The following is a 25,205-nucleotide window of genomic DNA, read 5'->3' as shown; positions in this document are numbered from 1 at the left end:
CGCTACCTCCTGTGGCCGGGTGGGTCAACGGTTGCCGCGCCGGGCGGCTCGCCGCTGCTGCTTGATGGTGTCGCGCACCTCGCGCTCGGTCTCGGCGTGCCGGCGGCTGGCGGCGGCCCGGCGCACGCTGTAGCCGAAGGCGGCCACCTTGACCAGCGGGTTCGCGGCCGCGGCGGAGACCACCGTCGCCAGGTTGGCGATGTTGGCGGTGACGTTCTGGGCGTGGCTGGTCATCGTATCGACCTTGGCCAGCTGCAGGTTCACGCCGTCGAGCGAGGTCTGCACCTGCTCCAGCGCGACGTTGACGTTCTTCACCGTGGTGTTGACGTCGCCGAGCAGCGGTGCCGTCCGGTCGTTGAGGTCGTTGATCATCCGGGTGGTGGCGTCCACCGTGTGCCGCAGCCGCAGGATCGGCAGCGTCAGGATGAGCACCAGCACCGCGAACGCGCTCGCCGCGATCAGCGCCGCGACCGCCAGAATGTCGCCCACGCGTGTCCTCCTCAAGCAGATTTCCGGCCGGACCCGACGTCCCCGGAACGCACAACCCTGGTGCCCACCGAACCCACCGGGCCGTCGCCGGTCAGCGGGCACGGGCGGGCCCGCCAGCCCCAGACCCTACCGTCCGTGATGGAGAGCGGCTCAGGACGGTGAGGGTGTCACGTCGCCCAGCGGATCGCCGCTGACCGTCGGGAACGGATCCTCGCCGGTCAGTGACGGATCGGTGCTGGGCTGCGGCCTGGTCCGCTCGTCGTCGATCGCGTTGCGCACCTTCACCGACACCAACGAGCCGGCGCACTCCCCCGCAGCGGCCGACGGCTCGGGAGACGGCACGATCGCCGGCTCCCCGTCGACCGGCGGCGGCACGCAGGCCGGCGCACGCACCCACAGGTCGAGGGTCAGCTCGTCCTGACGCCAGCACGTGTAGCTGCCCTTGGTCTCCTGCTCGGGGCAGCGGCTCACCTTCCACGGCCGCCAGCCGTCGGCGCGCAGCGCCTCCTCGTAGACCTTCGCCGTCTCCTCCGGCGACTTCTCCGAGGTGACCGTGCGCTCGCGCAGTCGGCAGTCGAGCAGGCACCAGCGGCTGCCGCTGACGTCGTCGACCGTCTTGGCCGCGGCCCACCCGGGCACGTCGAGCTGGTCCAGGTTGTCGAAGACCGGGTCCCGGCTGAGCGTACGGAGGCCGAAGAAGAGCGGCACCGCGCCGAGCAGCACGACGCTGACCAGCGCCAGCACGGCGACCCGCAGCCGACGTCGTTCGCGCGACTGCCGGTGTTGGTCGGACCGGGCGCCCGGGGCCGCGTCCTCGTCGTCGGCGACGTCCTGGCCGGCCGCGCGCAGCGCCGGCTCGTCGGTCGGCTCGGCGGGCGGCCGGTCCGCGGGACCCGCCGTACCCGGTGGCACGACGGCGGCCCGGGCGACCGGTTCGCCGGTACGACCCGGCGGTGGCACGGGAGCGACACCACTGGGCTCGGGACGGCCACCCTCGCGGGGCGGCGGCAGCGCCCGACCCGCGGCGCGGTCGGTCGGCCGCGGGGCGGCGGCACGCGCGGCCACCGGTGCGCCGGCGCCGGGCGGCTCGGCACCCGTGCGGACGTCTCCGCCGGGCGGCTGGGCGACACCCGGGGGGCGAACGGCGGCGCGCGCCGGTCCGTCCGGACGCGGTGGCCCGTCCGGGCGGGGTGCGCCGTCCGGGCCAACGCCCGGCGGGACCACCGCCCGGCCCGGAGCGTCCGGGCGGGGCCGGGCCGTACCAGGTCGGGGTGGAGCGTCCGGGCCGACGCCCGGTCGTACCGCCGCCCGCGCCGCACCCTGCTTATCGACGCCGGGTGGGACGGCGGCGCGGGCCGCAGCGTCCGGGCCGGCGCCCGGCGGCGGCGTCGCGGCGCGGGCCGGGCCGTCGACGCCCGGCGGGACCGCCGCGCGCGCCGGACCGTCGGGGCGGGACCGGGGCGGCCCATCCAGGCGTGGGCCGGGCGGACCGTCGGGGCCGGCGCCCGGCGGGACCGCCGCGCGCGCCGGACCGTCGGGGCGGGTGACGCCAGGTCGGGGCGGGCCGTCGGGGCCACGGCGGCCGGCGCCGGAGACCGGCGCGTCGCCGGGCGCGAGCCGGGCCCGGCCACCGGGTGGGCCGGAACGGGCGCCCCGCACCGGCGCGCCGGGTGCGGGTCGTCCGCCACCGGGCGGACCGGCGTACGGGTCGTCACCGCGCTCGGGCCGGCCCTCGGCAGGGGGCTCGGCCGACGGGCGGCGGCGACGGTTGATCGGGTCCCCGACGGTGCCCGGAGCACCCCGACGGCCGACGGGGCGCTCCGCGGGGGCCGGCGGCTGCGGCACCGCACCGGTCGGGTGCTCGCCGGTGGTGTCCGGGGTGCGGACGGGCCGGCGGCCGGCGGGAGCGTCCGCGCCCGGGTCGGCGGGCGGCCCGGCGGCCCGGCGGCCGGTGGCGCGCTCCGCAGCCGGATCCGGTACCGCCAGCGGGCCGCCGGAGCGGTCGTTCAGGTCACCCGCGGGCGGGGGGCCGGTACGGCGGGCGGCGGGCCGCTCCGCGGGCTGCCCGCCGGCCCCTCGACGGTTGACCACCGGCAGGCCCGGGTCGGTGTGCGGCAGCCGGCCGGCCTGACGCAGCCAGTCCGCCGGCCGCTCCGGACGGTCCCGGCGTTCCGGCTGCGGCTCACCGCCGGTCGTCGCGCGCCGGTCCTGCTCGTCGGGGACCGCACGACGGCGTCCGGTGCCGTCGGTGGCCGTGCCGCCGGTGGGGACAGCGCCGCTCGGCGACGCGTCGGGCAGCGGCGGGGCGTTGCCCGAGCGGGGCACCACCGGCTCGTCCGGTTCGGCGGCCCGACGGCGGCCGCCCCCGGCGGGGCGGGGCGGCTCCGGCGCTCCCGGGTCGACCGGCCCGGGACGGCGGCGGGCCGTACGCGGGTCGTCGACGACCGCCGGGTCGGGTCGCAGACCGTCGGCGACCTGCGCGGCGACACCGGACACGGGTCCGTCGAAGCGGGCGGCGCCACCGGCGGCGGGTCGGGCCGGGTCGGGCGTACGTCGTCCGGGCTGCGGGCCGTCACCGCCGAGCGGCCGGCCGCCCGGACCCGGCTCAGGCGCGGGTGGACGGCCCGGCGGTACGGCCTCGGGCCGGCGCAGCGGAGGCACGGCCTCCGCCCGACCGGCCGGCGCGGCCACCTCGGGACGGGGGCCGGTTGGAGTGCCGACGACCGGTGGGACCGGGGGCGGGCCGGACGGCCCCACGGTCGGTCGTGCTCGCGCGGGGCCGGCGGGAACGCCGCCCCTCGGTCGGGGGCCGGCCGGGTCGCGCGGGTCGACGCCTCTGGCGCGAGGGCCGGCGGTGTCGGCCGGGTCGACGCCGCCCGGGCGGCCGGCCGGCGGCGTGCGGGGTCCCGCGGCGGCGCGCGGGTCGGCGCCGGGCACCGGCTGGGTGCCACGCGGCGCCGGTTGGCCGGGGGCGCCGGCCGGTCCGGGCTCACGCGGGCGCTCGACCGGCGTCCGGTCGGCGGGCGGGCGGGCGTCCGGACGACGACCGGGCGGGGGCGCCTCGCCGGGCCAGGGTCCGTCGACGGGCCGGCGCGGGCCGGCGGCCTCGGCGTCCGGCCGGCGCGGGCCGGGCGGCGCGTCCGGAGGCGCCGGCACGCCGGCACGCGGGGGCGCGGGCTCGGTCGGGACCCCGTCCGGGCCCAACTCGCCCCGTTGCTGCTTGGCCGAGCGCAGATCGTCGATCCAGCCGAACTCCTCGCCGGCTACCGGCTCCTCCGGCTCGGCCTCGGCTCGGCCTCGACCCCAACGGCGGCCCTTGGCGCGGGGATCACGCCGCTCGTCCGGGCCCTCGTCGGGGCGGTCCGCACCACGCGATCTCACTGTTGACCCTCTCCTGCGGCGTTCGTGCCGCCGTCCTGCGTCGTGCCGGCACCGTCCACGTCCGTGGCCGCCCGGCCGTTCCGACCAGCAAGCGCCGTCGCGGGCTGCGGCGTTACCGGTTCCCCCGCGGCCGGCGTGGCTGTCGCGGGCGATCCGGCGGCCGGACCTTCCGGACGGGCCGGTGGGACCGGCAGCCCGCGTACGATCCGGCGCAGCAGCGGCAGCCGCGTCGCCACGGACCGTTCCGCCCCGTGCGGGCCGGGCTGGTAGTAGTCCACGCCCACCAGGTCGTCGGGGACGTACTGCTGGGTGAGCACGCCGCGCTGGTCGTCGTGCGGGTAGCGGTACCCGGTGCCGTGACCCAGCCCGCGCGCGCCGGCGTAGTGCGCGTCGCGCAGCCCCCGGGGCACCGGGCCACCCCGACCGGCCCGGACGTCGGCGATGGCGGCGCCGATCGCGGTGGTGGCCGAGTTCGACTTCGGCGCGGTGGCCAGGTGGATCACGGCCTGGGCCAGGTTGAGCTGCGCCTCGGGCAGGCCGACGTACTCGACCGCGTGCGCGGCGGCGGTGGCCACGCTCAGTGCGGTCGGGTCGGCCATGCCCACATCCTCGCTGGCGAAGATGACCAGCCGGCGGGCGATGAACCGGGCGTCCTCCCCGGCGACCAGCATCCGGGCCAGCCAGTGCACCGCGGCGTCCACGTCCGAGCCGCGCATGCTCTTGATGAAGGCGCTGACCACGTCGTAGTGGGCGTCGCCGTCGCGGTCGTAGCGCACCGCCGCCACGTCGACCGCCTGCTCGGCGGTGGCCAGGTCGATCCGCCCGGCACCGAGAGCCGTGGCGGAGGCCGCCGCCGCCTCCAGCGCGGTCAGCGCCTTGCGGACGTCACCGGCGGCGAGCCGGACGAGGTGGTCCTCGGCGTCGGTGGCCAGGGTGAGCGTGCCGCCCAGGCCGCGCTCGTCGGTGACCGCGCGCCGCAGCAGGCCGCGTACGGCGTCGTCGTCGAGCGGTTGCAGGGTGAGCAGCACGCACCGCGAGAGCAGCGGCGAGATGACCGAGAAGTACGGGTTCTCGGTGGTCGCCGCGAGGAGCGTGACCGTACGGTCCTCGACGGCGGCGAGCAGCGAATCCTGCTGGGTCTTGCTGAACCGGTGCACCTCGTCGATGAACAGCACCGTCTGCGGGCCGCCCGAACGGCGCTGGCGACGGGCCGTCTCGATCACCGCACGGACGTCCTTGACGCCGGCGGAGAGCGCCGACATGGCGACGAAGCGGCGGTCGGTGGCGCCGGCCACCAGGTGCGCGATTGTCGTCTTGCCGCTACCGGGCGGCCCCCAGAGGATGACCGACATCGGCGCACCGCCGGAGACCAGTTGCCGCAGCGGCGCGCCGGGGGCGAGCAGATGGTCCTGTCCGATCAACTCGTCCAGGCTCGCGGGTCGCATGCGGACAGGCAGGGGCGAATCGTCCGCTACCGGAGTGAAGCCGTCGACACCGGCGGGACCCTCGGGCGCGGCACGCGACCCGGTGGGTGCACCGAGGGAGAAGAGAGCGTCGGACTCCATCACGAAGACAGTACCGGGCCCGACCCGAGACGCCGGAATCGCGCTACGGGCCGGGCCTTCGCTGATCGGTCTCGGTCAGCCACGACCGGGGCGGCGACCCCGGTACCAGCGACCGCCACCACTGCCCCGCGGCCCGCTGCCGACGCCGCCCAGGTAGAGCGCGAGCAGGAAGAGGCCGATGAGCACGAGGGTGTTCCAGTTGAACAGGTCGGGCGCGCCGAAGTCGGTGTCGAGCAGGTCCAGCAGCAGGGCGAAGCCAAAGACGATGGCCGCGAGAATGGCGAACATGTCGGTCCTCCGGTGGGGGTTCCCAGTAGGTCGGCGCGTGATGTACCCAATCGGTCGACTCGCCAATCTCCACCGTGGATCGACCGCACGCCCGTGCCGCTCGGGCCGCCGCGTCGCCAGGGCCGCTGTCAAGATCCGCGCAACTTCGGCGATATTGCTGTCTCCGGCGCGTGCGAAGCAGCACCATCCCCGAAGTTGTGACGATCTTGGGCCTACGGCACCCGCGCGAGGTGCGAATGGGGCGCATCCCTGGGCCGGCGCGGTCGGCCGTACGCCGGCTTCTAGGCTGGTCTCATGATCATCGAGGACCAGGAGCTGCACGACCGGGCCACGATCCTGGCCGCCGCCGGCGGGCACCCGTTCGTCCGGCACTCGCTCTCGCCGGGCATTCCGGCGCGTGGCTGGCAACGCGACGGCGCCGTGCTGTGGTTGTTGCCTCCCGAGCGCGGCTTCGGCGCCGACGCCGTGGGCGCCGCCGGCCCAGCACTGGACCTCTGCGCCGCACTGATCGCCGAAGGGCTGCTGCGGCCGGGGAACCGGCTGCACCTGCCCCGGTTCGACCCCGCCCTGGCGATCGGGCGGGTGGCGGTGGCGCAGCACGTCGACTGGGACTTCCACTGGACCACCGTCGCTCCCCCGCAGCAGCCGGACGAGCAGCGGGTCGTCCGGCTGACCGACGCCGACCGCCCTGCGCTGGAGACGCTCGTGGACCGGTCGTTCCCGACCACCACCACCCGCCCGGGCGACCCGACGGTCGTCGACTGGTACGGCATCCGGTCCGGCGACGAGCTGGTGGCCTGCGGCGCGGACCGCAGCCGGGGTGACATCGGGTTCCTGGCCGGTCTGACCGTCGCCCCCGACCAGCGGGGCCAAGGGCTGGGCGCGGCGCTGACCGCCGGGATGACCCGGGCACTGCTGTCCCGGCACGACACCGTCGCGCTCGGTGTCTACCCGGACAACGTCGGGGCGGTGCGGCTCTACCGCCGCCTCGGCTTCACCAGCACCCTGACCCGCACCTCGATCCGCCTCGGCCCCGAGCGCTAACGCCGCTCGACCGGCTCGGCGACCACGGTCGGGCCCACGCCGCCGCCCGTCGGCTCCACACCGCCGCCAGCGGGGCCGGCGGGGTCCACACCCCCACCTCGCGGGCGAGGCGGATCCACGGCGACCCCGCCCGCCACCGCACCGGCCGAGCCCGCCGCCGCTCGCCGGTCGGCCCGCCAGGCGGGCACGTACAGCGGCGCGGCGACGGCCAGCACGACCGCGCCGACCACCATCGCCGTACCCACGCTGGTGGCGGCCGCGACCGCGGTGAGCACCACCCCGCCGAGCGCGGCCGCCGGCTGACCCATCATCGAGTTCAACGAGAGCACGCTGGTCCGGTACGGGCCGTCGACCTGGCGGTGCAGCAGGCCGCTGTGCAGCGGGTTCGACACGCCGTGCACGGCGTAGCAGGCCAGGTAGGCGACGATCACCCCGACCGGGCCGGCGAGCAGCCCCATCCCGACGACGGTCGCTCCCTGCAGGATGCGCAGCAGGGCCGCCCCGGGCGCCGCACCGGGCCAGCGCAGCAGCAGCGGGGTGAGCGCCGCGCCGGCCGCGTTGGCGATCCAGGCGGCGGAGCTGGCCGGCCCGAGCAGCGCGGCGGCGCGTTCCGGGTCGCCGACCACCTCGGCGAGCCGGACCGGCAGCAGCGACTCGAAGGTGACCATGCCGAAGCCCCAGAACAGCTCCACCGCCACCAGGGCGAGCAGCACCCGGGATCGGCGCAGCAGGCCCATCGCCTGGCCGATCATGCGGGGCGCCTGCATCACCGACGCGCGCACCGCCGCGACGCCGGTGGCCGGGCGCTCCTCGACCAGCAGGACCAGCAACGTGCCGAGCGCCACCGCCTGCGCGACGATCGCGGCCAGCACCGGCACGGTGAGCGCGCTGACCGGCCCGAGTGGACCGAGCGCGACCAGGCCACCGCTGAGCAGGGCCCCGCCGCCGATGGCGACGCCGACGATGGTGCCGGCGTACCCGAGGCCGCGCTCGTACTCGGCCTGCCGGTCGGCGGCCAGCGTGGCGTCGACGTACCAGGACTCCAGGGGGCCGCTGTCGAGCGCCCGGTAGATGCCCTGCAGGGCCCAGACCAGGAAGAACAGCGCGAACGAGTCGGCCACCGTGAACACCGCGAGGGAGGCGAGGTTGAGGACTCCGGCGGCGAGCAGGACCGGCTTGCGCCCGAGGGCGTCGGCGAACCCACCGGTGGGCAGCTCCAGCGCGAGCACCAGCAACCCCTGCGCGGTGGTGACCAGGCCGATCTGCGGCAGCGACAGGCCGCGCTCCTGCATCAGCAGGATCATCACCGGGACCATCAGGCCGGTGGGCAGCCAGCGCAGGCCGTACAGCGTGAGGTAACGACGCCGGACCTGGCGTACGGAGAGGGCGCTCACGACGTCACCTCCACTCGCGACTGCGGGGCTCGCAAACCCGGCTCACTCCTCGCGCTCACCAGACCACCTCCACTCGCGACTGCGGGGCTCGCAAACCCGGCTCACTCCTCGCGCTCACCAGACCACCTCCACTCGCGACTGCGGGGCTCGCAAACCCGGCTCACTCCTCGCGCTCACCAGACCACCTGCGCTCGCGACTGCGGGGCTCGCAAACCCGGCTCACTCCTCGCGCTCACCAGCGCTCCTCCAACCGCGGGAAACCGGCGACGAACAGGTGCACCGGCTTGACGTCCCCCTCCGGGGCGGGCTGGTCGCGGTAGCGCATCAGCACCGCCCACAGCTCGTCGTTGAGCGCCCGCAGGCGGGCCGGATCGAGCGGCAGCACCAGGTCACCCATGCCGGCGGCGTCGCGCCACTCGCGGGACTGGTGGTGCTCGACGCCCATCCAGCGCTCGGCCAGGTCGGCCATCAGCCGTACCTGGTCTCCCTGGATCCACTGCACAGCGGCCCGGGCGTCCGGGTCGTCGTCGAAGTCGGTGGGCTCGAAGTTGCTGATGTCGTGCACGGCCTGCCACCAGCGCTGCCGGCCGCTGCCCCGGGCCGGGTCCTCGGCCACCAACCCGACCTCGGCGAGCTGCCGGAGGTGGTAGCTGGTCGCGCCGGTGTTCGTGCCCAGCTTCTCGGCCAACGCGGTGGCGGTCGCCGGACCGTCGACGCGCAGCGAGCCCAGCAGGCGCATGCGCAGCGGGTGGGCCAGGGTGCGGACCTGCCGGCTGTCGAGGTGGACCTGCCGGGGTTCAGACGGTTTGTTCGCGGGACCGGGGGTGGCATCCATACGAGCACACTATCTCTGCACACTTTCTATGCACAAGAGATGTGCATAGAAAGTGTGCATGATGTCAGGCCAGGAGTTCGCGTACCCCCCGCAGGCGCGTCCGCAGCAGACCGGCCGCGCGGTCGGAGTCGAGGCGTACGTCGCCGGGGCGCACCACGCCGACGGCGGCGGCCGTGGTCGTCTTCAACCCGGTCGCATGCAGCCCAAACCGCTCGGCGACCAGCAGGCCCAGCTCGGCCCGGCTGACCGTGTCGGCACCGGCCACGTTGAGCGGCCCGGCGTACGACGAGCGGGCCAACTCCAGCACGGCGTCGGCCAGGTCGGTGACGTCGATCGGGCAGCGGACCTCGTCGGTGAACAGGACGGCCCGGCCGGCGAGCGCGTCCCGGCAGAGCTGGATCTGCTTGCTGCCGTCGCCCAGGATCAGCGACGTACGTACCAGCGCCGCGCCCGGGTCGATCGCCCGTACGGCGGTCTCGGCCGCCGCCTTCGCGGCCCCGTACGCGTTGATCGGGCTGGGCGGGTCGTCGTCGAGGTACGGCTCGGGCCGGCCGCCGTGCAGGGCGTCACTGGACAGGTGCACCAGCCGGGCGCCCACCTCGGCGGCGGCGAGCGCAACGTACGCGGCGCCGTCGGCGGTGATCGTCCAGTCGTCGTACCGGTAGAAGGTGGCGACCACGGCGTCCGGCCGCACCTCGGCGACCAGCGCACGCACGGCGGCCCGGTCGGTCACGTCCAACCGCCGCGCCACGACCCCCGGCACACCGACGTCACCGCCGTGGAACGTGCCGACCACCGAAAACCCCACGCCGACGCCCCGCCGACACACCTCCCGCCCGAGAAACCCACTACCCCCGACGACAAGTACCCGCATGCCCACCCACTCCCCCGTTGATCAAGAGGTCTGCGTCATCTCGCGGGGCGATGATGACGCAGACCTCTTGATCAACCAAAGAAGGGGTCGGGGGTCAGACCGGGTCGGCCACCGGGGCGGCGGGGCCGGCGGTGCCGGTGTGGGCGGTGGCCGCGGGCTTGGGCTTGGCGTCGATGCCGGCCTCGGTGCGCTGCTGGGCGGTGATCGGCGTCGGCGCGCCGGTCAGCGGGTCGAAGCCGCCCCGGGTCTTCGGGAACGCGATGACCTCGCGGATGGAGTCCGCGCCGGCCAGCAGCATGCAGACCCGGTCCCAGCCGAACGCGATGCCGCCGTGCGGCGGTGCGCCGTACTTGAACGCCTCCAGCAGGAAGCCGAACTTGTCCTGCGCCTCCTCGGGGGTGATGCCGAGCAGGTCGAACACCCGCTGCTGCACGTCGCCCCGGTGGATACGGATCGAGCCGCCGCCGATCTCGTTGCCGTTGCAGACGATGTCGTACGCGTACGCCAGGGCCCGGTCGGGGGCCTCCTCGAACCGGTCCACCCACTCGGCGTTCGGGGAGGTGAACGGGTGGTGCACGGCCGTCCAGCCGCCCTCGTCGGTACGCTCGAACATCGGCGCGTCGACCACCCAGCAGAACGCCCAGGCGCTCTCGTCGATCAGGCCGGAGCGCTTGGCGATCTCGATCCGCGCCGCCCCCAGCAGCTCCTGCGCCTCCCGGGTGTTCGTGCTCGCCGCGAAGAAGACCGCGTCGCCCGGCTTCGCGCCGACCGCGTCGGCGAGCCCGCCCAGGTGCTCGGCGGAGAGGTTCTTCGCCACCGGGCCGCGCGCCTCGCCGGTCTCGGCGTCCAGCACCACGTACGCCAGGCCCCGCGCGCCGCGCGCCTTGGCCCAGTCCTGCCAGCCGTCCAGCTCCTTGCGGGTCTGCGACGCGCCACCGGGCATCACCACCGCGCCCACGTAGCCGCCCGCGTCGATCGCGCCGGCGAACACCCGGAACTCGGTGCCGCGCAGGTAGTCGGTCAGCTCGGTCAGCTCGACGCCGTAGCGCAGGTCCGGCTTGTCGGAGCCGTACCGGGCCATCGCGTCGTGCCAGGTGATCCGCGGGATCGGCCGGGTGATCTCGTGCCCGGCCAGGTCCTTCCACAGCGCCGAGACGATCGCCTCGCCGAGGTCGATCACGTCGTCCTCGGTGACGAACGACATCTCGATGTCGAGCTGGGTGAACTCCGGCTGCCGGTCGGCCCGGAAGTCCTCGTCCCGGTAGCAGCGGGCGATCTGGTAGTACCGCTCCATGCCGCCGACCATCAGCAGCTGCTTGAACAGCTGCGGCGACTGCGGCAGCGCGTACCAGCTACCGGGCTGCAACCGCACCGGCACCAGGAAGTCGCGGGCGCCCTCCGGGGTCGACCGGGTCAGCGTCGGCGTCTCGATCTCCAGGAAGTCCCGCTCGTGCAGCACGCCCCGGGCGAGCTGGCTGGCGCGCGACCGCAGGCGCAGCGCGTTCGCCGGGCCGCTGCGGCGCAGGTCCAGGTAGCGGTACTTGAGCCGGATGTCGTCACCGGCCTCGACCTGGTCGTCCACCGGCAGCGGCAGCGGCGCGGCCTCGGAGAGCACCTCCAGCGCGACGGCGGTCACCTCGACCTCGCCGGTCGGCAGGTCGGGGTTCTCGTTGCCCTCGGGGCGGCGGGTCACCTCGCCGGTGACCTTCACGCAGAACTCGTTGCGCAGCGCGTGCGCGTCCTCCTCGCGGAACACCACCTGCACGACGCCGGAGCCGTCGCGCAGGTCGACGAAGATGACACCGCCGTGGTCGCGCCGGCGGGCCACCCACCCGGCGAGCGTCACCGTCGAGCCGGCGTCCGCGGCGCGCAGGCTTCCGGCATTGTGGGTACGGATCACGGCTGGTAACTCCTCATCGTGGAACAGTCCTCACCCGCATTCTGTCAGGGAAGGCCGGCCCGGCTCCGGGGCACCCGTCAGGCCGGCCCGATTCGCTGGTGGGCGAGCCGGCGAACCCCGGGCGACGGGGCCCGACGCCGGTTAGCGTGACCTGATGCGCGCCGTACCGAACTGGGGCGTCGCCACGGCGGTGGCCGCGCCGGTGCTGCTGGTGGGCGGCTGGACGGTCGCGGGCGCCCGGCAGCCCGCCGGGTACGACCCCGTCCGGGACACCATCAGCGAACTGGCCGGGCCGGACGCCACCGACGCCTGGATCATGATCAGTGCCCTGGTGCTGCTCGGCTGCTGTTACCTGGCGATCGCCGCGGTGCTGCACGCGGCCGGGCTGCCCAGCCGGTTCCTGCTCGCCGTCGGCGGCGTGGCCACCATCGCGCTCGTCGCCTTTCCCCGGCCGACGGTCGGCGGCTCGCTCAGCCACGGCATCGTGGCGACCGTCGCCGTGCTGGCGTTGGCGCTCTGGCCGGCCGGGTCGGCGCTGCGGCTGCCGCGTGGCCCGGACGCCGCGCATCCCCGGGCGCCGCAGCCGCCCTGGGCGTTCCGGCGGGGCGTGGCGTTGAGCGCCACACTCGTGCTGCTGGCCCTGTTCGGCTGGTTCGCCTTCGAGGTGAGCAGCGGATCCCGGACCGGGCTGGCCGAGCGGGTGACGGCGGTGGGCGTCTCGCTCTGGCCGCTGCTGGCGGTGCTGTCGGCCCGCCGGGCGCATCTCGCGTGGGCCGCCGCCGGGGCCACCCCGCTCGGACCGGCCCTGCCGGCGACCGGTGTCGTACCCCCGGATCCCCTGCTGCCGACGGACGGCCCCGACCGGCTGGCGTGAGCGGGCCCGGACGCGCGACGCGGGCCGCCGGAGTCCCGGCGGCCCGCGTGCGGTACGTCGATCAGAAGACGCTGACGCCGTAGCGGCTCAGCACCTCGGTGACCGGCTGGAAGAAGGTGGTACCGCCGCTGCTGCAGTTGCCGCTGCCGCCGGAGGTGAGGCCGAGCGCGGTACCGCCGGAGAAGAGCGAGCCACCGCTGTCGCCACCCTCGGCGCAGACGTTGGTGCGGATCAGGCCGGAGACCGAGCCCTCGGCGTAGTTCACCGTGGCGTTGGTCGCGGTCACCGAGCCGCTGCGCAGGCCGGTGGTGCTGCCGGAGCGCTGCACCGACTGGCCGACCGAAGCGTTGCCGGCGCCGGTGATGTCCCGGTAGCTGCCGTTGTACAGGTAGACGTTGCCGGCGGCGTTCGCGGAGTTGCTGTGCCGCACGATGCCGTAGTCGTTGCCCGGGAAGCTGGTGCCGGTACGGGTGCCGAGCAGGCTGGTCTGGCTCGAGTTCGAGTACCAGTTGGTGCCGAGGTTGGTGCAGTGCCCGGCGGTCAGGAAGTAGTAGGTGCTGCCGCTGCGCACGTTGAAGCCGAGCGAGCAGCGGTACCCGCCGGTGTAGATGGCCTGGCCACCGGAGATCCGGGTGCTCAGCACGCCGGCCTCGGCCTCGACCCGGACCGCGCCGTTGGCCCGCGCGGCGGCGGCCTTGACCCGCTCCAGCTTGGCGCCGGTGACGGTGCTGTCGACGGAGACGACCACCTGGTTGGTGACCGGGTCGCTCCACCAGGCGGTGCCCGGGATCTTCGCCGAGCGCTCCAGCTCGGCGGTGGCCCGGTTGAGCTCGGCGGCGCCCCGGGTGACGTACCGGACGCTCGCGCCGGCCTTGCTGGCCGTACGCGCGGCGGCGGCGTCGGTCACCGTGACCACGGTCTTGCCGCTGGCGTCGATGTACGAGCCGGCGGAGCGGTCACCGAGCTGGGCGGAGAGGGCGGCGCCGGCGTCGGGCGAGGCGGCGGGGGCGGCCTGGGCGGGTGCGCCGATGAGCGAGCCGACGACCAGGGTTCCGGTCACGGCGACGGTCGCCGCAACACGGAAGGAGGACCTCGTGGGTCGCATGTAACAAACCTCCTGGGCGGGGGAGACGGGTCTGGCCGGGGGTGGCTGACCCGAGGGCAACCCGGCCGATCTGCGAAAACCGGTCGAGTGAACTGAAGTATTCACATACTTAAGATCATTGACAAGACCTGGTTTCGCCCGAATTCGTCGACCGCCACCGATGACACCGCCGCAACACCACGGACACACTCGCGGACATCCGCCGTCACACCGCGAAGACCGCGGGATCCCTTTCGGACACCGCCGGGCGACAGAGGCGGTTGATGCCACAACGGTCGGACGCACGCGCCGGACGCCTGCGCCGGTACGGGCGGGCGGCGGCGTCAGGGGGTACGACGGCGTGCGCCGGGCCCCGGGCGGGGCAGCACGTCGCGCGGGTCCCGCACCGGGTGCCCGTCGGCACAGCGCAGCTCGGCGCGTACCTCGGCGCCGCAGTCGCGGTGCTCCACCCGCAGCGGCGCGCCCTCGGGGTCGGCCAGATACCGGTCGCCCCAACCGAGCACGGCGACCAGCACCGGCCAGAGGGCGAGGCCCATCTCCGTCAGCCGGTACTCGTGGCGCAGCCGGCTGCCGGGCTCCCGGTACGGCTCACGGCGCAGGACCCCCCGCTCGACCAGCAGGGTCAGCCGGCTGGTGAGCACCTGCCGCGGGATGCCGGTGCGGACCCGCATGTCGTCGAAGCGCCGTACGCCGCTGAACACCTCGCGCAGCACCACCATGGTCCACCGCTCGCCGAGGATCTCCATCGCGCGGGCGATGGTGCAGTTCTCCACCGACCAGTCCAGTGCCGCAGGCCTCATCCGACCAGGCTAGGTCTCGTTGACAGACTCAGCAACGTGCTGCCAGGCTGCGTCCATGACACAGACTCAGGAGCCGGCGCGCAGCCGTACCTTCACCTGGTCGGATCCGGCCGCGAACGCCGCGCAGGTCGGTCAGCGCAGCGGCCTCGACATGCTGCGCGCGATGATCGCCGGGGAACTGGCCGCGCCACCGGTGATGCACCTGCTCGACATGGCCCGCATGGAGGCCGACGAGGGCCGGGTCGTCGTCGAACTGGTCCCGCAGGAGTTCCACTACAACCCGCTGGGCACCGTGCACGGCGGCGTCCTCTCGACCCTGCTGGACACCGCCGCCGCCTGCGCCGTGCACACCACGCTGCCCGCCGGGGTCGGCTACACGTCGCTGGACCTGAACGTGAAGTTCCTCCGCCCGGTCACCGTCGCCAGCGGCACGCTGCGCTGCGAGGGCACGGTCCTGCAACGCGGCCGACGCACCGCCCTGGCCGAAGCCCGCCTGACAGACACCCAAGGCCGCCTGGTCGCCCACGCCACCAGCACCTGCCTACTCCTCCCCCTCCCCTGACCCCCACCCCACCCCGGGCGCGCCCCCGCCCCCCACCCCCGTCGATCTTGCAGTTCCTGTCGCCGAAACGCGGGCTGTGCCCCGGTTCGTGACAACAGAAAGTGCAAGATCGACGGGGGTGGGGTGGGGCGCGTGGGGGGGTGCGGGGTGGGGTAAGGGGGTTAGCGGGGGGCTAGGCGGGCGGCTCGGGCGGCGCGCTTCTCCTCGAAGCGGGACGCGGCGCGGTCCAGGTCGTCGAGCTGTGTGGCGAGTTGCTCTCTCGCGGCTTCGCCGTCGGCGTTCAGGCCGGTCACGTTGAAGACGTCCCACTGGCGCAGCACCGGCTGCAACACCTCGTCGCGGTGCTGACGCAGGTCGTAGATGCCGGCCAGGGCGATCGCCACGGACTTGCGGGCGAAGCCGTCGATGCCGTTGCCGGGCATCTGGAAGTCGGCGACGACGTCCGCGACGGCCCGCATGGCCTGGCTGGGGGCCAGCTCGAACGCGGCGGCGAGCAGGTTCCGGTAGAAGACCATGTGCAGGTTCTCGTCGGCGGCGACGCGGGCCAGCAGCGCCTCGCAGACGGGGTCACCGGTGGCCTTGCCGGTGTTGCGGTGCGAGATGCGGGTGGCCAGCTCCTGGAACGAGACGTACGCCAGCGAGTGCAGCACCTCGTCGTCGTGCGCGTTGACGTAGCCGGCGGACATGTGCGTCATCCGGGCCCGCTCCAACGCCACCGGGTCGACGGCCCGGCTGACGGTCAGGTAGTCCCGGATGGCGACACCGTGCCGGCCCTCCTCGGCGGTCCACCGGTGCACCCAGGTACCCCAGGCACCGTCGCGGCCGAACAGGGTGGCGATCTCGTGGTGGTACGAGGGCAGGTTGTCCTCGGTCAGCAGGTTCACGATCAGCGCGGTGCGCGCCACGTCCGGGATCGTGGAGTCGGTGGGTGACCACGCCTCACCACCGAGCGGCCCGTCGAACGTACGACCCTCGCTCCACGGCACGTACTCGTGCGGGAACCACTCCTTCGCCAGCGAGAGATGACGGTCCAGGTTGCGCGCGACTACCGGCTCCAGCTCGACGAGCAGGGCGGTCTGGCTCAGTGTGGTGCTCACGGTCACGAAGAACTCCCTACGGTGGCGTAACTTACGCTACCGTAGGTCCCCGCGACCGTGAGCGCCAGTGGGACCGCTCAACTCACCGCCGGTTTCAGGTCACCCGCCGGCGGATTCCAGGCCTGCGCGTCGGCCATGACCTGCTCGCCGGAGCGGATGTCCTTCACCTCGTCCGCCGCGCCGTCGACCCCCGGGAACCAGACGTACGGGATGCCCCGCCGCTCGGCGTACCGGATCTGCTTGCCGAACTTGGCCGCGCTCGGCGACACCTCGGTGGGGATCCCCCGCCGACGCAGTTCCGCCGCGATCTGGTCACTGGCCCCCCGGTGCTCCTCGTCCGCCAGCGCCACCAGGACACAGGTGGGCACCGACCGGGAGACCGACAGCTCCCCCGCGCCGAACAGCAGCCCGAGCAGCCGGGTCACCCCGATCGAGATGCCCACCCCGGGGTACGAGGTGGCCCCCGCGGTGGCCAGGTTGTCGTACCGGCCGCCGGAGCAGATCGAGCCGAACCGTTCGTAGCCGCGCAGCTGGGTCTCGTACACCGTGCCGGTGTAGTAGTCCAGCCCACGGGCGATGCGCAGGTCGGCCACGCAGAGGCCGGGCATGTGCCCGGCAGCGGTCTCCACCACCCGGACCAGCTCGTCGAGGCCCTCGTCGAGCAGCGGGTCGGTCACGCCGAGCGCGCGTACCGCGTCGGCGAACGAGGCGTCCGGCGCGGAGATCTCGGCCAACGCGAGGCACGCCTTGGCCTGCGCCTCGCTCGCCCCGGCGGTCTCCACCAGCAGCTCGACCACCTTCGCCGGGCCGATCTTGTCGAGCTTGTCGACGGTACGCAGCGCCGCCTCCGGATCGGTCACCCCGACGCCCCGGAAGAAGCCCTCCCAGATCTTGCGGTTGTTGACCTGGATGGTGACCGGTGGGATGGGCAGGGCGCGCAGCGCGTCCCCGATGACCAGCGGCATCTCCGCCTCGTGGTGCGGGGCCAGGGTGTCCCGGTCGACGATGTCGATGTCGGCCTGGACGAACTCCCGGTAGCGGCCCTCCTGCGGCCGCTCCCCCCGCCACACCTTCTGGATCTGGTAGCGGCGGAACGGGAAAGCCAGCTTGCCGGCGTTCTCCACCACGTAGCGGGCGAACGGCACGGTCAGGTCGAAGTGCAGCCCGAGCTGGTCGTCACCGCCGCCGCTCTCGGCGTCGGCGTGCAGCCGCCGGATCACGTAGACCTCCTTGGAGGTCTCCCCCTTGCGCAGGAGCTGGTCCAGCGGTTCCACCGCGCGGGTCTCCAACGGGGCGAACCCGTACAGCTCGAACGTGTTGCGGATCTTGTCGAGCACGAACTGCTCGATCATCCGCTGGCCGGGGGTCCACTCCGGGAACCCGGAGATGGGCGTGGGCTTGCTCATGGCGTACTCCTTGCGGGTTCCGCGCCCGCGGCGCGGTGGTGTCGTGGGTCCGCGCGCGGCGCGGACGGGAGAGCTACAGGCCCCGGGTGGGCGCGGCCGGCGACGTGCTGGCCACCTCGACGAGGTACGGGTTGCTGGCGCGCTCGCGGCCGATGGTGGTGCTCGGGCCGTGGCCGGGCAGCACGACGGTGTCGTCGGCCAGCGGGAGGATCTTGTCGCGCAGGCTGGCGAGCATGGCCGGCATGCTGCCGCCGGGCAGGTCGGTGCGGCCGATCGAGCCGGCGAAGAGCACGTCGCCGGAGAGGCAGATCTCGTCCGCCTCCCAGCCCGAGCCCGCGCCCGGCAGCCGGAACAGCACCGACCCGCCGGTATGGCCCGGGGCGTGGTCGACAGCGATCTCCAGGCCGGCGAGCGTGAGCGTGGCGCCGTCGGTCAGCTCGGCCACGTCCTCCGGCTCGCTGTAGCTCAGCCGACCGCCGAAGAGCGACGTCAGGTCCGCCGAGAGACCCTTGGCCGGGTCGGCGAGCATCTCCCGGTCGCCGGGGTGCACGTACGCGGTGATCCCCCGGGCGTCGCAGACCGGCGCCACCGAGAACGTGTGGTCCAGGTGGCCGTGGGTGAGCAGCACGGCGGCCGGATGCAGGCGGTGCTCGGCGAGCAGCGCGTCGAGCTGGTCGAGCACCCCGATGCCGGGGTCGACCACCACGCACTGCTCCCCCGGCGCGGTGGCGACCACGTAACAGTTGGTGCCGAAGGCGTCCGCGGGAAAGCCGGCCACGAGCACGGGCGCTGTCCTCTCCGTCGAGCTGTCGTCCTGCCCAGCAGCCTATCGGGCGGGCCGAACGAGTTTGCCGCGTCCGTCCCACGCGCCCCGGGCGGCACAGTGACAACCTCCGATAAGCGCTGCTCGGCACGGGGTGCACCTCGTACACCACTTTCCCAGTCACTAGCCGTACACTCTGGCGGGCGTGTGGCGCGGCACACGCGACGCCCGGACGGGCCGCAAGGGCCGGCCGCCGGTGACGATCAGGCGAAGAAAGGGGAGCACCTGTGGCTTCCAGCAGGGACCGGCAGCGCAAACTGGCGCGGGCCAAGCTCGACCGGCAGATGGCCCGCCGGGCGGCCGCCACGCGGCGTCGTCGGCAGATCCAGGCCGGTGTCGGCGCCTTCCTGGTCCTCGCGGTGATCGTGGCCGGCTCGGCGTGGGCGCTCGGGGCGTTCGACTCCGACCCGAAGCAGAACACGGCGGCCGAGGACACCTGCCTCTGGACGCCACAGGACGCGACGGCGAACACCAACCTCAAGGACGTCGGCACGCCGGAGACCAAGGGCCTGCCCACCGACGGCACCCGGCCGATGACCATCACCACCAACCAGGGCGCACCGATCACCGCCGAGCTGAACCTGACCAGCTCGCCGTGCGCCGCCGCGAGCATCGCCCACCTGGCGAGCCGGTCGTTCTACGACAACACCAAGTGCCACGAGATCACCACCGACGGCGCGCTGCGCTGCGGTGACCCGAGCGGCACCGGCCTCGGCGGGCCCACCTACTCGTTCTACGACGAGGACGTTCCGACCGCGCCGTCGGCCTCGCCCTCGGCCAGCCCCGCGCCCGGCCAACCGCCGACGTACCCCAAGGGGACCGTCGCGATGATCTCCAACCCGCCGGGCACCAACGGCAGCCAGTTCCTGATCTTCTTCAAGGACTTCACCACCGCGGACCCGAAGTACCCGGTGATCGGCAAGGTCACCGGCGGGCTGGACGTGGTGGAGAAGATCGGTGCCCAGCCGACCGTGGACAATGGGACCGGGGCGAAGGTCAAGCCCAAGACCGACGTGGTGATCCAGAGCCTCACGGTCGGCGAGCCGGTCACCGGCGCGGCACCGCCGCCGTCCGGCGCCCCGGCCAGCAGCCCGAGCGCCGGCTGACCGGTCGCCCCACCCAACCGAGCGGCACCCCGCAGCAGACAGCCAGGAGGATCCAGGCGTGACGTCCACCAGAGAGCGGCAGCGCGCGGCGGCACGCGCCCGACTCGAGAAGGAGATGGCCGAGCGGTCGGCCAAGGCCCGCAAGCGCCGTCAGACGCAGGCGATCGTCGGCGCGGCCGCCGCGCTGGTGCTCGTGGTCGCCGGCACCGTCTGGCTGGCCATGGCCCTCGGCGGCGACGACGACAAGGGCAACAACGCCGCGTCGGCGCCCGGCGCGTCCGAGTGCGTCTACAACGCGATGCCCGCCGACCAGCGGTCCCCGCAGATCAAGGACGTCGGGGTGCCGAGCAACCAGCAGTCGGCAACCGGTGTGCAGACCATGACGATCGACACCAACCTGGGCCCGATCACCGCGAAGATCGACCGGTCCCAGGTGCCGTGCACCGCGGGCGCGTTCAGCCTCCTCGCCGAGAAGAAGTTCTTCGACAACACCAAGTGCCACCGGCTGGTGACCGAGGGCATCAAGGTGCTCCAGTGCGGTGACCCGAGCGCCACCGGCAAGGGCTGGCGGGACACCGACGGCACGGGTGGCCCGAGCTTCCGGCTGCCCGAGGAGAACCTGCCCACCGACAAGCGCCCGCCGTACCCGGAGGGTGTCATCGCGATGGCCAACTCCGGTCAGCCCGGCAGCACCGGCAGCCAGTTCTTCATCGTGTACGGCGACTCGCCGCTCGACCCGGCGTACACCGTGCTGGGCACCATCACCGGCGGCATGGACATCGTCAAGGACGTGGCCAAGGCCGGCGACGACGGGGCGTTCGCGCAGCAGGCCGGCGGCGGCCACCCGAAGAAGGAGGTCGTCATCAAGACCCTCACGATGAGCGCGCCGCAGGGCTGACGCCCGCCAGGATGACGAAGCGCCCGCCGGCTGAGCCGGCGGGCGCTCTCGTGTGCGGGGTACGACGTGTCAGGCGCCGGAGGTGACCCGGTACGCGTCGAACACGCCGTCGACCTTGCGGACGGTGGCCAGCAGGTGGCCCAGGTGCTTCGGGTCGGCCATCTCGAAGCTGAACCGGCTCACCGCCACCCGGTCGCGGGTGGTGGTGACGGTCGCCGAGAGGATGTTGACCCGCTCGTCGGAGAGCACCCGGGTGACGTCGGCGAGCAGTTTGTGCCGGTCCAGTGCCTCGACCTGTATCGCCACCAGGAACGTGGAGGCCGACGTCAGCTTCCAGCTCACCTCCACCACCCGCTCGGCCTGCGCCCGCAGGTCCTCCGCGTTGGCGCAGTCGTCGCGGTGCACGCTCACCCCGCCGGAGCGGGTGACGAAGCCGAACACGGTGTCCGGTGGGACCGGGGTGCAGCAGCGGGCCAGCTTGATCCAGACGTCGCTGACGCCCCGGACCACCACGCCCGGGTCGCTGCTGCTCTGGCGGCTGCGGGGCGGCCGGGTGGCGACGGCGGTCTCGGCGATGTCCTCCGCCGCGCCCTCCTCGCCGCCGTACGCGGCCATCAGCTTCTGCACCACCGACTGCGCGGAGACCTGACTGTCGCCGACCGCCGCGTACAGCGACGCCACGTCGGCGAGGTGCAGGTCCCGGGCGATCGACATCAGCGCGTCGGAGGTGAGCATCCGTTGCAGGGGCATGCCCTGCTTGCGCATCGCCTTGACGATCGCGTCCTTGCCGGCCTCGATCGCCTCCTCGCGCCGCTCCTTGTTGAAGTACTGGCGGATCTTGGTGCGGGCGCGCGGGCTCTTGACGAAGCCCAGCCAGTCCTGCGTCGGGCCGGCCGTCTCGGACTTCGACGTGAAGATCTCGATCACGTCGCCGTTGGACAGCGTCGACTCCAGGGGCACCAGCTTGCCGTTGACCCGTGCGCCGATGCACTTGTGCCCGACCTCGGTGTGCACCGCGTACGCGAAGTCCACAGGCGTCGACCCGGTCGGGAGCGGGATGACGTCACCCTTGGGGGTGAAGACGTACACCTCCTGGCTGGACAGGTCGAAGCGCAGCGCGTCCAGGAACTCGCTCGGGTCGGCGGCCTCGCGCTGCCAGTCGAGCAACTGCCGCAGCCAGGTCATCTCGTCGATGTGCGCCGGCGGGCCGACGATCTGGGTGCCCTTGTGCTCCTTGTACTTCCAGTGCGCGGCGATGCCGAACTCGGCGGTGCGGTGCATCGCGTACGTGCGGATCTGCATCTCCACCGGCTTGCCGGTGGGCCCGATGACCGTCGTGTGCAACGACTGGTACATGTTGAACTTGGGCATCGCGATGTAGTCCTTGAACCGGCCCGGCACCGGCTGCCAGTTGGCGTGGATCACACCGAGCGCCGCGTAGCAGTCCCGCACCGTGTCGACCAGGATCCGCACACCCACCAGGTCGTAGATGTCGTTGAAGTCGCGACCCCGCACGATCATCTTCTGGTAGATCGAGTAGAGGTGCTTCGGCCGACCGGTCGTCTCCGCCTTGATCTTGGCGGCCTTGAGGTCGGTGCCCACCTTCTGGGTGACCTGCCGCAGCAGCGACTCACGCTGCGGCTGGTGCTCACCGATCAGCCGGTTGATCTCCTCGTACCGCTTCGGGAACAGCGTGCCGAAGGCCAGATCCTCCAGCTCCCACTTGATCGTGTTCATACCGAGGCGGTGGGCCAGCGGCGCGAGGATCTCCAGGGTCTCCTTGGCCTTCTGCTCGCGCTTGGGCGCCGGCAGGAAGGAGAGCGTACGCATGTTGTGCAGCCGGTCGGCCAGCTTGATCACCAGCACCCGCGGGTCCTTGGCCATCGCCACGACCATCTTGCGGATCGTCTCGGCCTTGGCCGCGTCGCCCAGCTTGACCTTGTCCAGCTTGGTGACGCCGTCGACCAGCAGGGCGACCTCGCCGCCGAAGTCGGCGCGCATCGCGTCGAGGGTGTACTCGGTGTCCTCGATCGTGTCGTGCAGCAGCGCGGCCACCAGCGTCGTGGTGTCCATCCCCAGGTTGCCCAGGATGGTCGCGACGGCGAGCGGGTGCGTGATGTACGGGTCGCCGGACTTGCGGTACTGCCCGGAGTGCCACCGTGCGGCCGTGTCGAAGGCACGCTGGAGCAGCCGCGCGTCCGCCTTCGGGTGGTTCTCCCGGTGGCTGGCGATGAGCGGCTCCAGCACCTCGCTGACCTGCGAGGTCTGCCAGGGGGCGTTGAACCGGGCCAGGCGGGCGCGGACCCGCCGGCCGGTGGGGGCGTTGGAGAGCCCGAAACCACCGCTCGGCGACGGGTCGACGCCGGCGTCGGTCGGGAACGGCACCACCACCCCGTCCGCGCCGGGCGACGCCTCGACGGCGCTCGCCGCGACACCGGTCGGGGCCGTCGCGCCGTCGGCAGGAGCCCTGCCGGAGCCGTTGTCGGTGCCCGTCACCCGGGCCGGCGCGTCGCCGTTCCGGTCGGTCACCGAGCCGTCAGCGTCGCCTGTGGGGTGCACCGTGCCCTCCGCCGGAGGGACGACATCGTGGGACACCGGCCTCCTCACCGCTCGCCGGAAACACGCCGGCCGTGTGTCGGCCGGCCTGGTCTCGCGTCGCCGGACGGCGCACCGCCGGCGTCAGCAATGGGCAATGCTACCCGCACGCACGGTCCCCTGCCGCTCCGCCGGACGGTCGACGCCCCGACGACCGGCCCGGCCTGGTCGGCACCCGCCAGACCGCGATCGGGGTAAGGATCAAACGGTCAGCAGGGCATGGACCGGGCGTGGCGTCAGCCGCTCCCGGGCGCCCAGGAAACCAAGCTCCAAGAGTACGGTGAAGCCCGTCACCGTACCGCCGGCCCGCTCGACCAGGTCCAACGTCGCCTCGGCGGTACCCCCGGTGGCCAGCACGTCGTCGACGACGAGCACCCGGTGACCGGCGGTGAAGGCGTCCTCGTGCACCTCAAGGGTGGCCTCGCCGTACTCGAGGGCGTATGAGACCGAGTGCGCCGGACGGGGCAGTTTGCCGGCCTTGCGCACCGGCACGACACCCACCCCGGCCGCGTACGCGACGGCCGCCGCCACGACGAACCCCCGCGCCTCGATGCCGACCACCACGTCGAACGCGTCCCGCCCGTGGTACGCGACGATCCCGTCGACGACCTCGCGGAACGCCTTGCCGTCGGCGAACAGCGGCATCAGGTCCTTGAACAGGACACCGGGCTTGGGGAAGTCCGGCACGTCCAGCACCCGGCTGGCCACCAGTCGGGCGGCCTCCGGGCCGCTGTCCCCGCGCGGGGCGGTGCTGTGGGTCTCCGTCACGGCTGTTGCGTTCCCTTCCAACGACGACGGCGTCCGGCATGCTGCTCGCACAGCATGCCGGACGCCGTCCGGGCGTTTCCTCCCGGGTCAGCCCCGGGGCCGGTCCTTGGCGGCTGACGCTCAGCCTTTGGCCGGGTGGGCGCCACCCGGCCGGTCAGCGCCGCCTGGCGCTGCGGTCGGTCAGCGCCGCCTGGCGCTGCGGCCGGTCAGCGGCGCTTGGCGCCACCGGGCCGGTTACCGCCGCCGCCGGGGCGACCGCCCCGCGCGCCGGTCGGCCGCTTGCCCGCCGGTCGCGAACCCACCTTGGGTGCCGCGCCGGCCAGCGCCGCGGACTCCGGGTCGATCACGTCGGCCGCGTCCCCGTTGACCGGGGTCGGGGCGACCTTGCCGCCGGTGGTCTCGCCCCGGCCCAACGCGCCGCGGCGGGACTGCACCCGCTTGTTGTGCGCCTGGATGCGCGGGTCGTAGTTCTTCAGCAGCGCCAGCAGCGGCGTCGCCACCAGGATGGAGGTCAGGAACGCCACCGCCATACCGACGAACAGCACCAGGCCGAGGTCCTTCAGGGTGCCGGCACCGAGCAGGCCGGCGCCGATGAAGAGCAGACCACCGACGGGCAGCAGCGCCACCACGGAGGTGTTCAGCGACCGCATGAGGCTCTGGTTGACGGCCAGGTTGGCCGCCTCGCCGTACGTCAGGTTGTTGTTGGCGGTGATGCCCCGCGTGTTCTCCTGCACCTTGTCGAAGACCACCACCACGTCGTAGAGCGCGAAGCCCAGGATCGTGAGGAAGCCGATGATCGTCGACGGGGTGACCTCGAAGCCGACCAGCGAGTAGATGCCGGCGGTGAGGATCAGGTTCATGAACAGCGACGAGACCGCCGCGACGGCCATCCGCCACTCGAAGCGCAGGATCAGGTAGACCATCACCAGCGCGATGAAGATGATCAGGCCGAGCACCGCGCGCTCGGTCACCTGGCTGCCCCACGCCTCGCTGACCTGGTTGCTGCTGATCTCGTTGGCGTTGATGTTCAGGTCGTCGGCGATCTGGGCCTTGACCGCGTTGGCCTGCTCGACGGTGAGCTGCGGCGTCCGCAGCTCGTACGAGTCGCCGCCCGGGCCGCCCACCTTCTGCGTGGTGGCCACCTCGACGCCCGTGTTCTCGGCCGCCAGGGCCGAGTTGACCTCACGCTCGGCGTCGTCCAGGGTGCCGACGCTGGCCGGCACCTGGAACGAGTTACCACCGGCGAACTCGATGCCGAGGCTAAAACCCCGCAGCGCGAAGCTGAGGATCGCGACCAGGATCAGGGCACCGGCGACGCCGAACCACAGTTTGCGGCGACCGACGATGTTGAGACCGGCCTCGCCGTTGTAGAGGCGGCTCGCCAAACCGTTTTGAGCCATC

General features: G+C 73.5%; 21 protein-coding genes. 5 read left to right on the top strand and 16 right to left on the bottom strand.

Translation table 11 applies throughout. The features are described 5' to 3' along the window. Positions 1 to 24: 24 nt before the first annotated feature. The 4 genes from ACN263_RS10295 to ACN263_RS10280 form a co-directional block, all read right to left on the bottom strand. Entirely contained in the window at positions 25 to 489 is a 465-nt protein-coding gene (locus ACN263_RS10295) for a DUF948 domain-containing protein (protein WP_422739575.1), read from the bottom strand. A 150-nt stretch (positions 490 to 639) separates the two neighbouring features. Next, a complete protein-coding gene (locus ACN263_RS10290) occupies positions 640 to 1,338 on the bottom strand; it encodes a hypothetical protein (RefSeq protein WP_422740659.1) in 699 nt (232 codons plus the stop codon). A gap of 2,528 nt (positions 1,339 to 3,866) precedes the next feature. Continuing rightward, positions 3,867 to 5,435 carry a replication-associated recombination protein A gene (locus tag ACN263_RS10285; RefSeq protein ID WP_422739574.1) on the bottom strand — a complete coding sequence of 523 codons (1,569 nt, stop codon included), beginning with the start codon at positions 5,433 to 5,435 and terminating at the stop codon, positions 3,867 to 3,869. A gap of 75 nt (positions 5,436 to 5,510) precedes the next feature. Beyond that, positions 5,511 to 5,723 (bottom strand): hypothetical protein, encoded by a 213-nt coding sequence (locus ACN263_RS10280; protein WP_422739573.1) that lies wholly within the window; start codon positions 5,721 to 5,723, stop codon positions 5,511 to 5,513. Between the two features lie 294 nt (positions 5,724 to 6,017). Between ACN263_RS10280 and ACN263_RS10275 the strand changes: the two genes are divergently transcribed. Further along, entirely contained in the window at positions 6,018 to 6,767 is a 750-nt protein-coding gene (locus ACN263_RS10275; protein ID WP_422739572.1) for a GNAT family N-acetyltransferase, read from the top strand. On the opposite strand, the gene ACN263_RS10270 is transcribed toward ACN263_RS10275, so the two are convergent. The 4 genes from ACN263_RS10270 to aspS form a co-directional block, all read right to left on the bottom strand. Further along, the gene (locus tag ACN263_RS10270) at positions 6,764 to 8,161 is read right to left on the bottom strand and encodes an MFS transporter (protein WP_422739571.1); all 1,398 of its coding nucleotides are present in this window, start codon (positions 8,159 to 8,161) and stop codon (positions 6,764 to 6,766) included. The two genes, ACN263_RS10275 and ACN263_RS10270, sit on opposite strands and share 4 nt — an antisense overlap. Positions 8,162 to 8,393: 232 nt before the next feature. Then, entirely contained in the window at positions 8,394 to 8,996 is a 603-nt protein-coding gene (locus tag ACN263_RS10265) for an ArsR/SmtB family transcription factor (protein ID WP_422739570.1), read from the bottom strand. A gap of 64 nt (positions 8,997 to 9,060) precedes the next feature. Next, complete coding sequence (locus tag ACN263_RS10260; RefSeq protein ID WP_422739569.1) at positions 9,061 to 9,870, bottom strand: SDR family oxidoreductase; 810 nt, start codon at positions 9,868 to 9,870, stop codon at positions 9,061 to 9,063. 94 nt (positions 9,871 to 9,964) lie between these two features. Further along, on the bottom strand, positions 9,965 to 11,770 hold the full coding sequence (aspS, locus tag ACN263_RS10255) for an aspartate--tRNA ligase (protein ID WP_422739568.1): 1,806 nt from the start codon (positions 11,768 to 11,770) through the stop codon (positions 9,965 to 9,967). 154 nt (positions 11,771 to 11,924) lie between these two features. On the opposite strand from aspS, the gene ACN263_RS10250 reads away from it, so the two are divergent. After that, positions 11,925 to 12,644 carry a DUF998 domain-containing protein gene (locus ACN263_RS10250; protein ID WP_422739567.1) on the top strand — a complete coding sequence of 240 codons (720 nt, stop codon included), beginning with the start codon at positions 11,925 to 11,927 and terminating at the stop codon, positions 12,642 to 12,644. 61 nt (positions 12,645 to 12,705) lie between these two features. Here ACN263_RS10250 and ACN263_RS10245 read toward each other — a convergent pair whose 3' ends face one another. Next, positions 12,706 to 13,749, bottom strand: coding sequence for a S1 family peptidase (locus ACN263_RS10245; RefSeq protein WP_422739566.1), 1,044 nt, complete (start codon positions 13,747 to 13,749; stop codon positions 12,706 to 12,708). A gap of 323 nt (positions 13,750 to 14,072) precedes the next feature. Continuing rightward, positions 14,073 to 14,549, bottom strand: a complete 477-nt coding sequence (locus ACN263_RS10240; protein ID WP_422739565.1) for a winged helix-turn-helix transcriptional regulator — start codon at positions 14,547 to 14,549, stop codon at positions 14,073 to 14,075. 55 nt (positions 14,550 to 14,604) lie between these two features. On the opposite strand from ACN263_RS10240, the gene ACN263_RS10235 reads away from it, so the two are divergent. Then, positions 14,605 to 15,111: a PaaI family thioesterase gene (locus ACN263_RS10235; protein ID WP_422739564.1), complete on the top strand. Its 507-nt coding sequence runs from the start codon at positions 14,605 to 14,607 to the stop codon at positions 15,109 to 15,111. 161 nt (positions 15,112 to 15,272) lie between these two features. On the opposite strand, the gene ACN263_RS10230 is transcribed toward ACN263_RS10235, so the two are convergent. The 3 genes from ACN263_RS10230 to ACN263_RS10220 all read right to left on the bottom strand — a co-directional run bounded on the left by ACN263_RS10230 (position 15,273) and on the right by ACN263_RS10220 (position 18,398). Further along, positions 15,273 to 16,214, bottom strand: coding sequence for an acyl-ACP desaturase (locus tag ACN263_RS10230; RefSeq protein WP_422739563.1), 942 nt, complete (start codon positions 16,212 to 16,214; stop codon positions 15,273 to 15,275). Between the two features lie 71 nt (positions 16,215 to 16,285). Further along, positions 16,286 to 17,614: a histidine--tRNA ligase gene (hisS, locus tag ACN263_RS10225; protein ID WP_422739562.1), complete on the bottom strand. Its 1,329-nt coding sequence runs from the start codon at positions 17,612 to 17,614 to the stop codon at positions 16,286 to 16,288. A 73-nt stretch (positions 17,615 to 17,687) separates the two neighbouring features. Beyond that, entirely contained in the window at positions 17,688 to 18,398 is a 711-nt protein-coding gene (locus ACN263_RS10220) for an MBL fold metallo-hydrolase (RefSeq protein ID WP_422739561.1), read from the bottom strand. 266 nt (positions 18,399 to 18,664) lie between these two features. Here ACN263_RS10220 and ACN263_RS10215 point away from each other — a divergent pair, with 266 nt between their 5' ends. Together ACN263_RS10215 and ACN263_RS10210 are read left to right on the top strand one after the other, a co-directional pair. After that, a complete protein-coding gene (locus ACN263_RS10215) occupies positions 18,665 to 19,543 on the top strand; it encodes a peptidylprolyl isomerase (RefSeq protein WP_422739560.1) in 879 nt (292 codons plus the stop codon). A gap of 58 nt (positions 19,544 to 19,601) precedes the next feature. After that, a complete protein-coding gene (locus ACN263_RS10210) occupies positions 19,602 to 20,441 on the top strand; it encodes a peptidylprolyl isomerase (protein ID WP_422739559.1) in 840 nt (279 codons plus the stop codon). A 69-nt stretch (positions 20,442 to 20,510) separates the two neighbouring features. Here the strand turns inward: ACN263_RS10210 and ACN263_RS10205 are convergent, their stop codons facing one another. The 3 genes from ACN263_RS10205 to secF form a co-directional block, all read right to left on the bottom strand. Then, positions 20,511 to 23,036, bottom strand: coding sequence for a RelA/SpoT family protein (locus ACN263_RS10205; RefSeq protein ID WP_422739558.1), 2,526 nt, complete (start codon positions 23,034 to 23,036; stop codon positions 20,511 to 20,513). Between the two features lie 201 nt (positions 23,037 to 23,237). Then, positions 23,238 to 23,804: an adenine phosphoribosyltransferase gene (locus tag ACN263_RS10200; protein ID WP_422739557.1), complete on the bottom strand. Its 567-nt coding sequence runs from the start codon at positions 23,802 to 23,804 to the stop codon at positions 23,238 to 23,240. A gap of 206 nt (positions 23,805 to 24,010) precedes the next feature. After that, entirely contained in the window at positions 24,011 to 25,204 is a 1,194-nt protein-coding gene (gene secF / locus ACN263_RS10195; protein ID WP_422739556.1) for a protein translocase subunit SecF, read from the bottom strand. Position 25,205: the final 1 nt, after the last annotated feature.

The organism is Micromonospora sp. WMMD729, assembly GCF_049315225.1.
Taxonomy (GTDB): domain Bacteria; phylum Actinomycetota; class Actinomycetes; order Mycobacteriales; family Micromonosporaceae; genus Micromonospora.
Note: the sequence above shows the minus strand (reverse complement) of the source record. Positions and strands in the feature narration are given on the sequence as shown.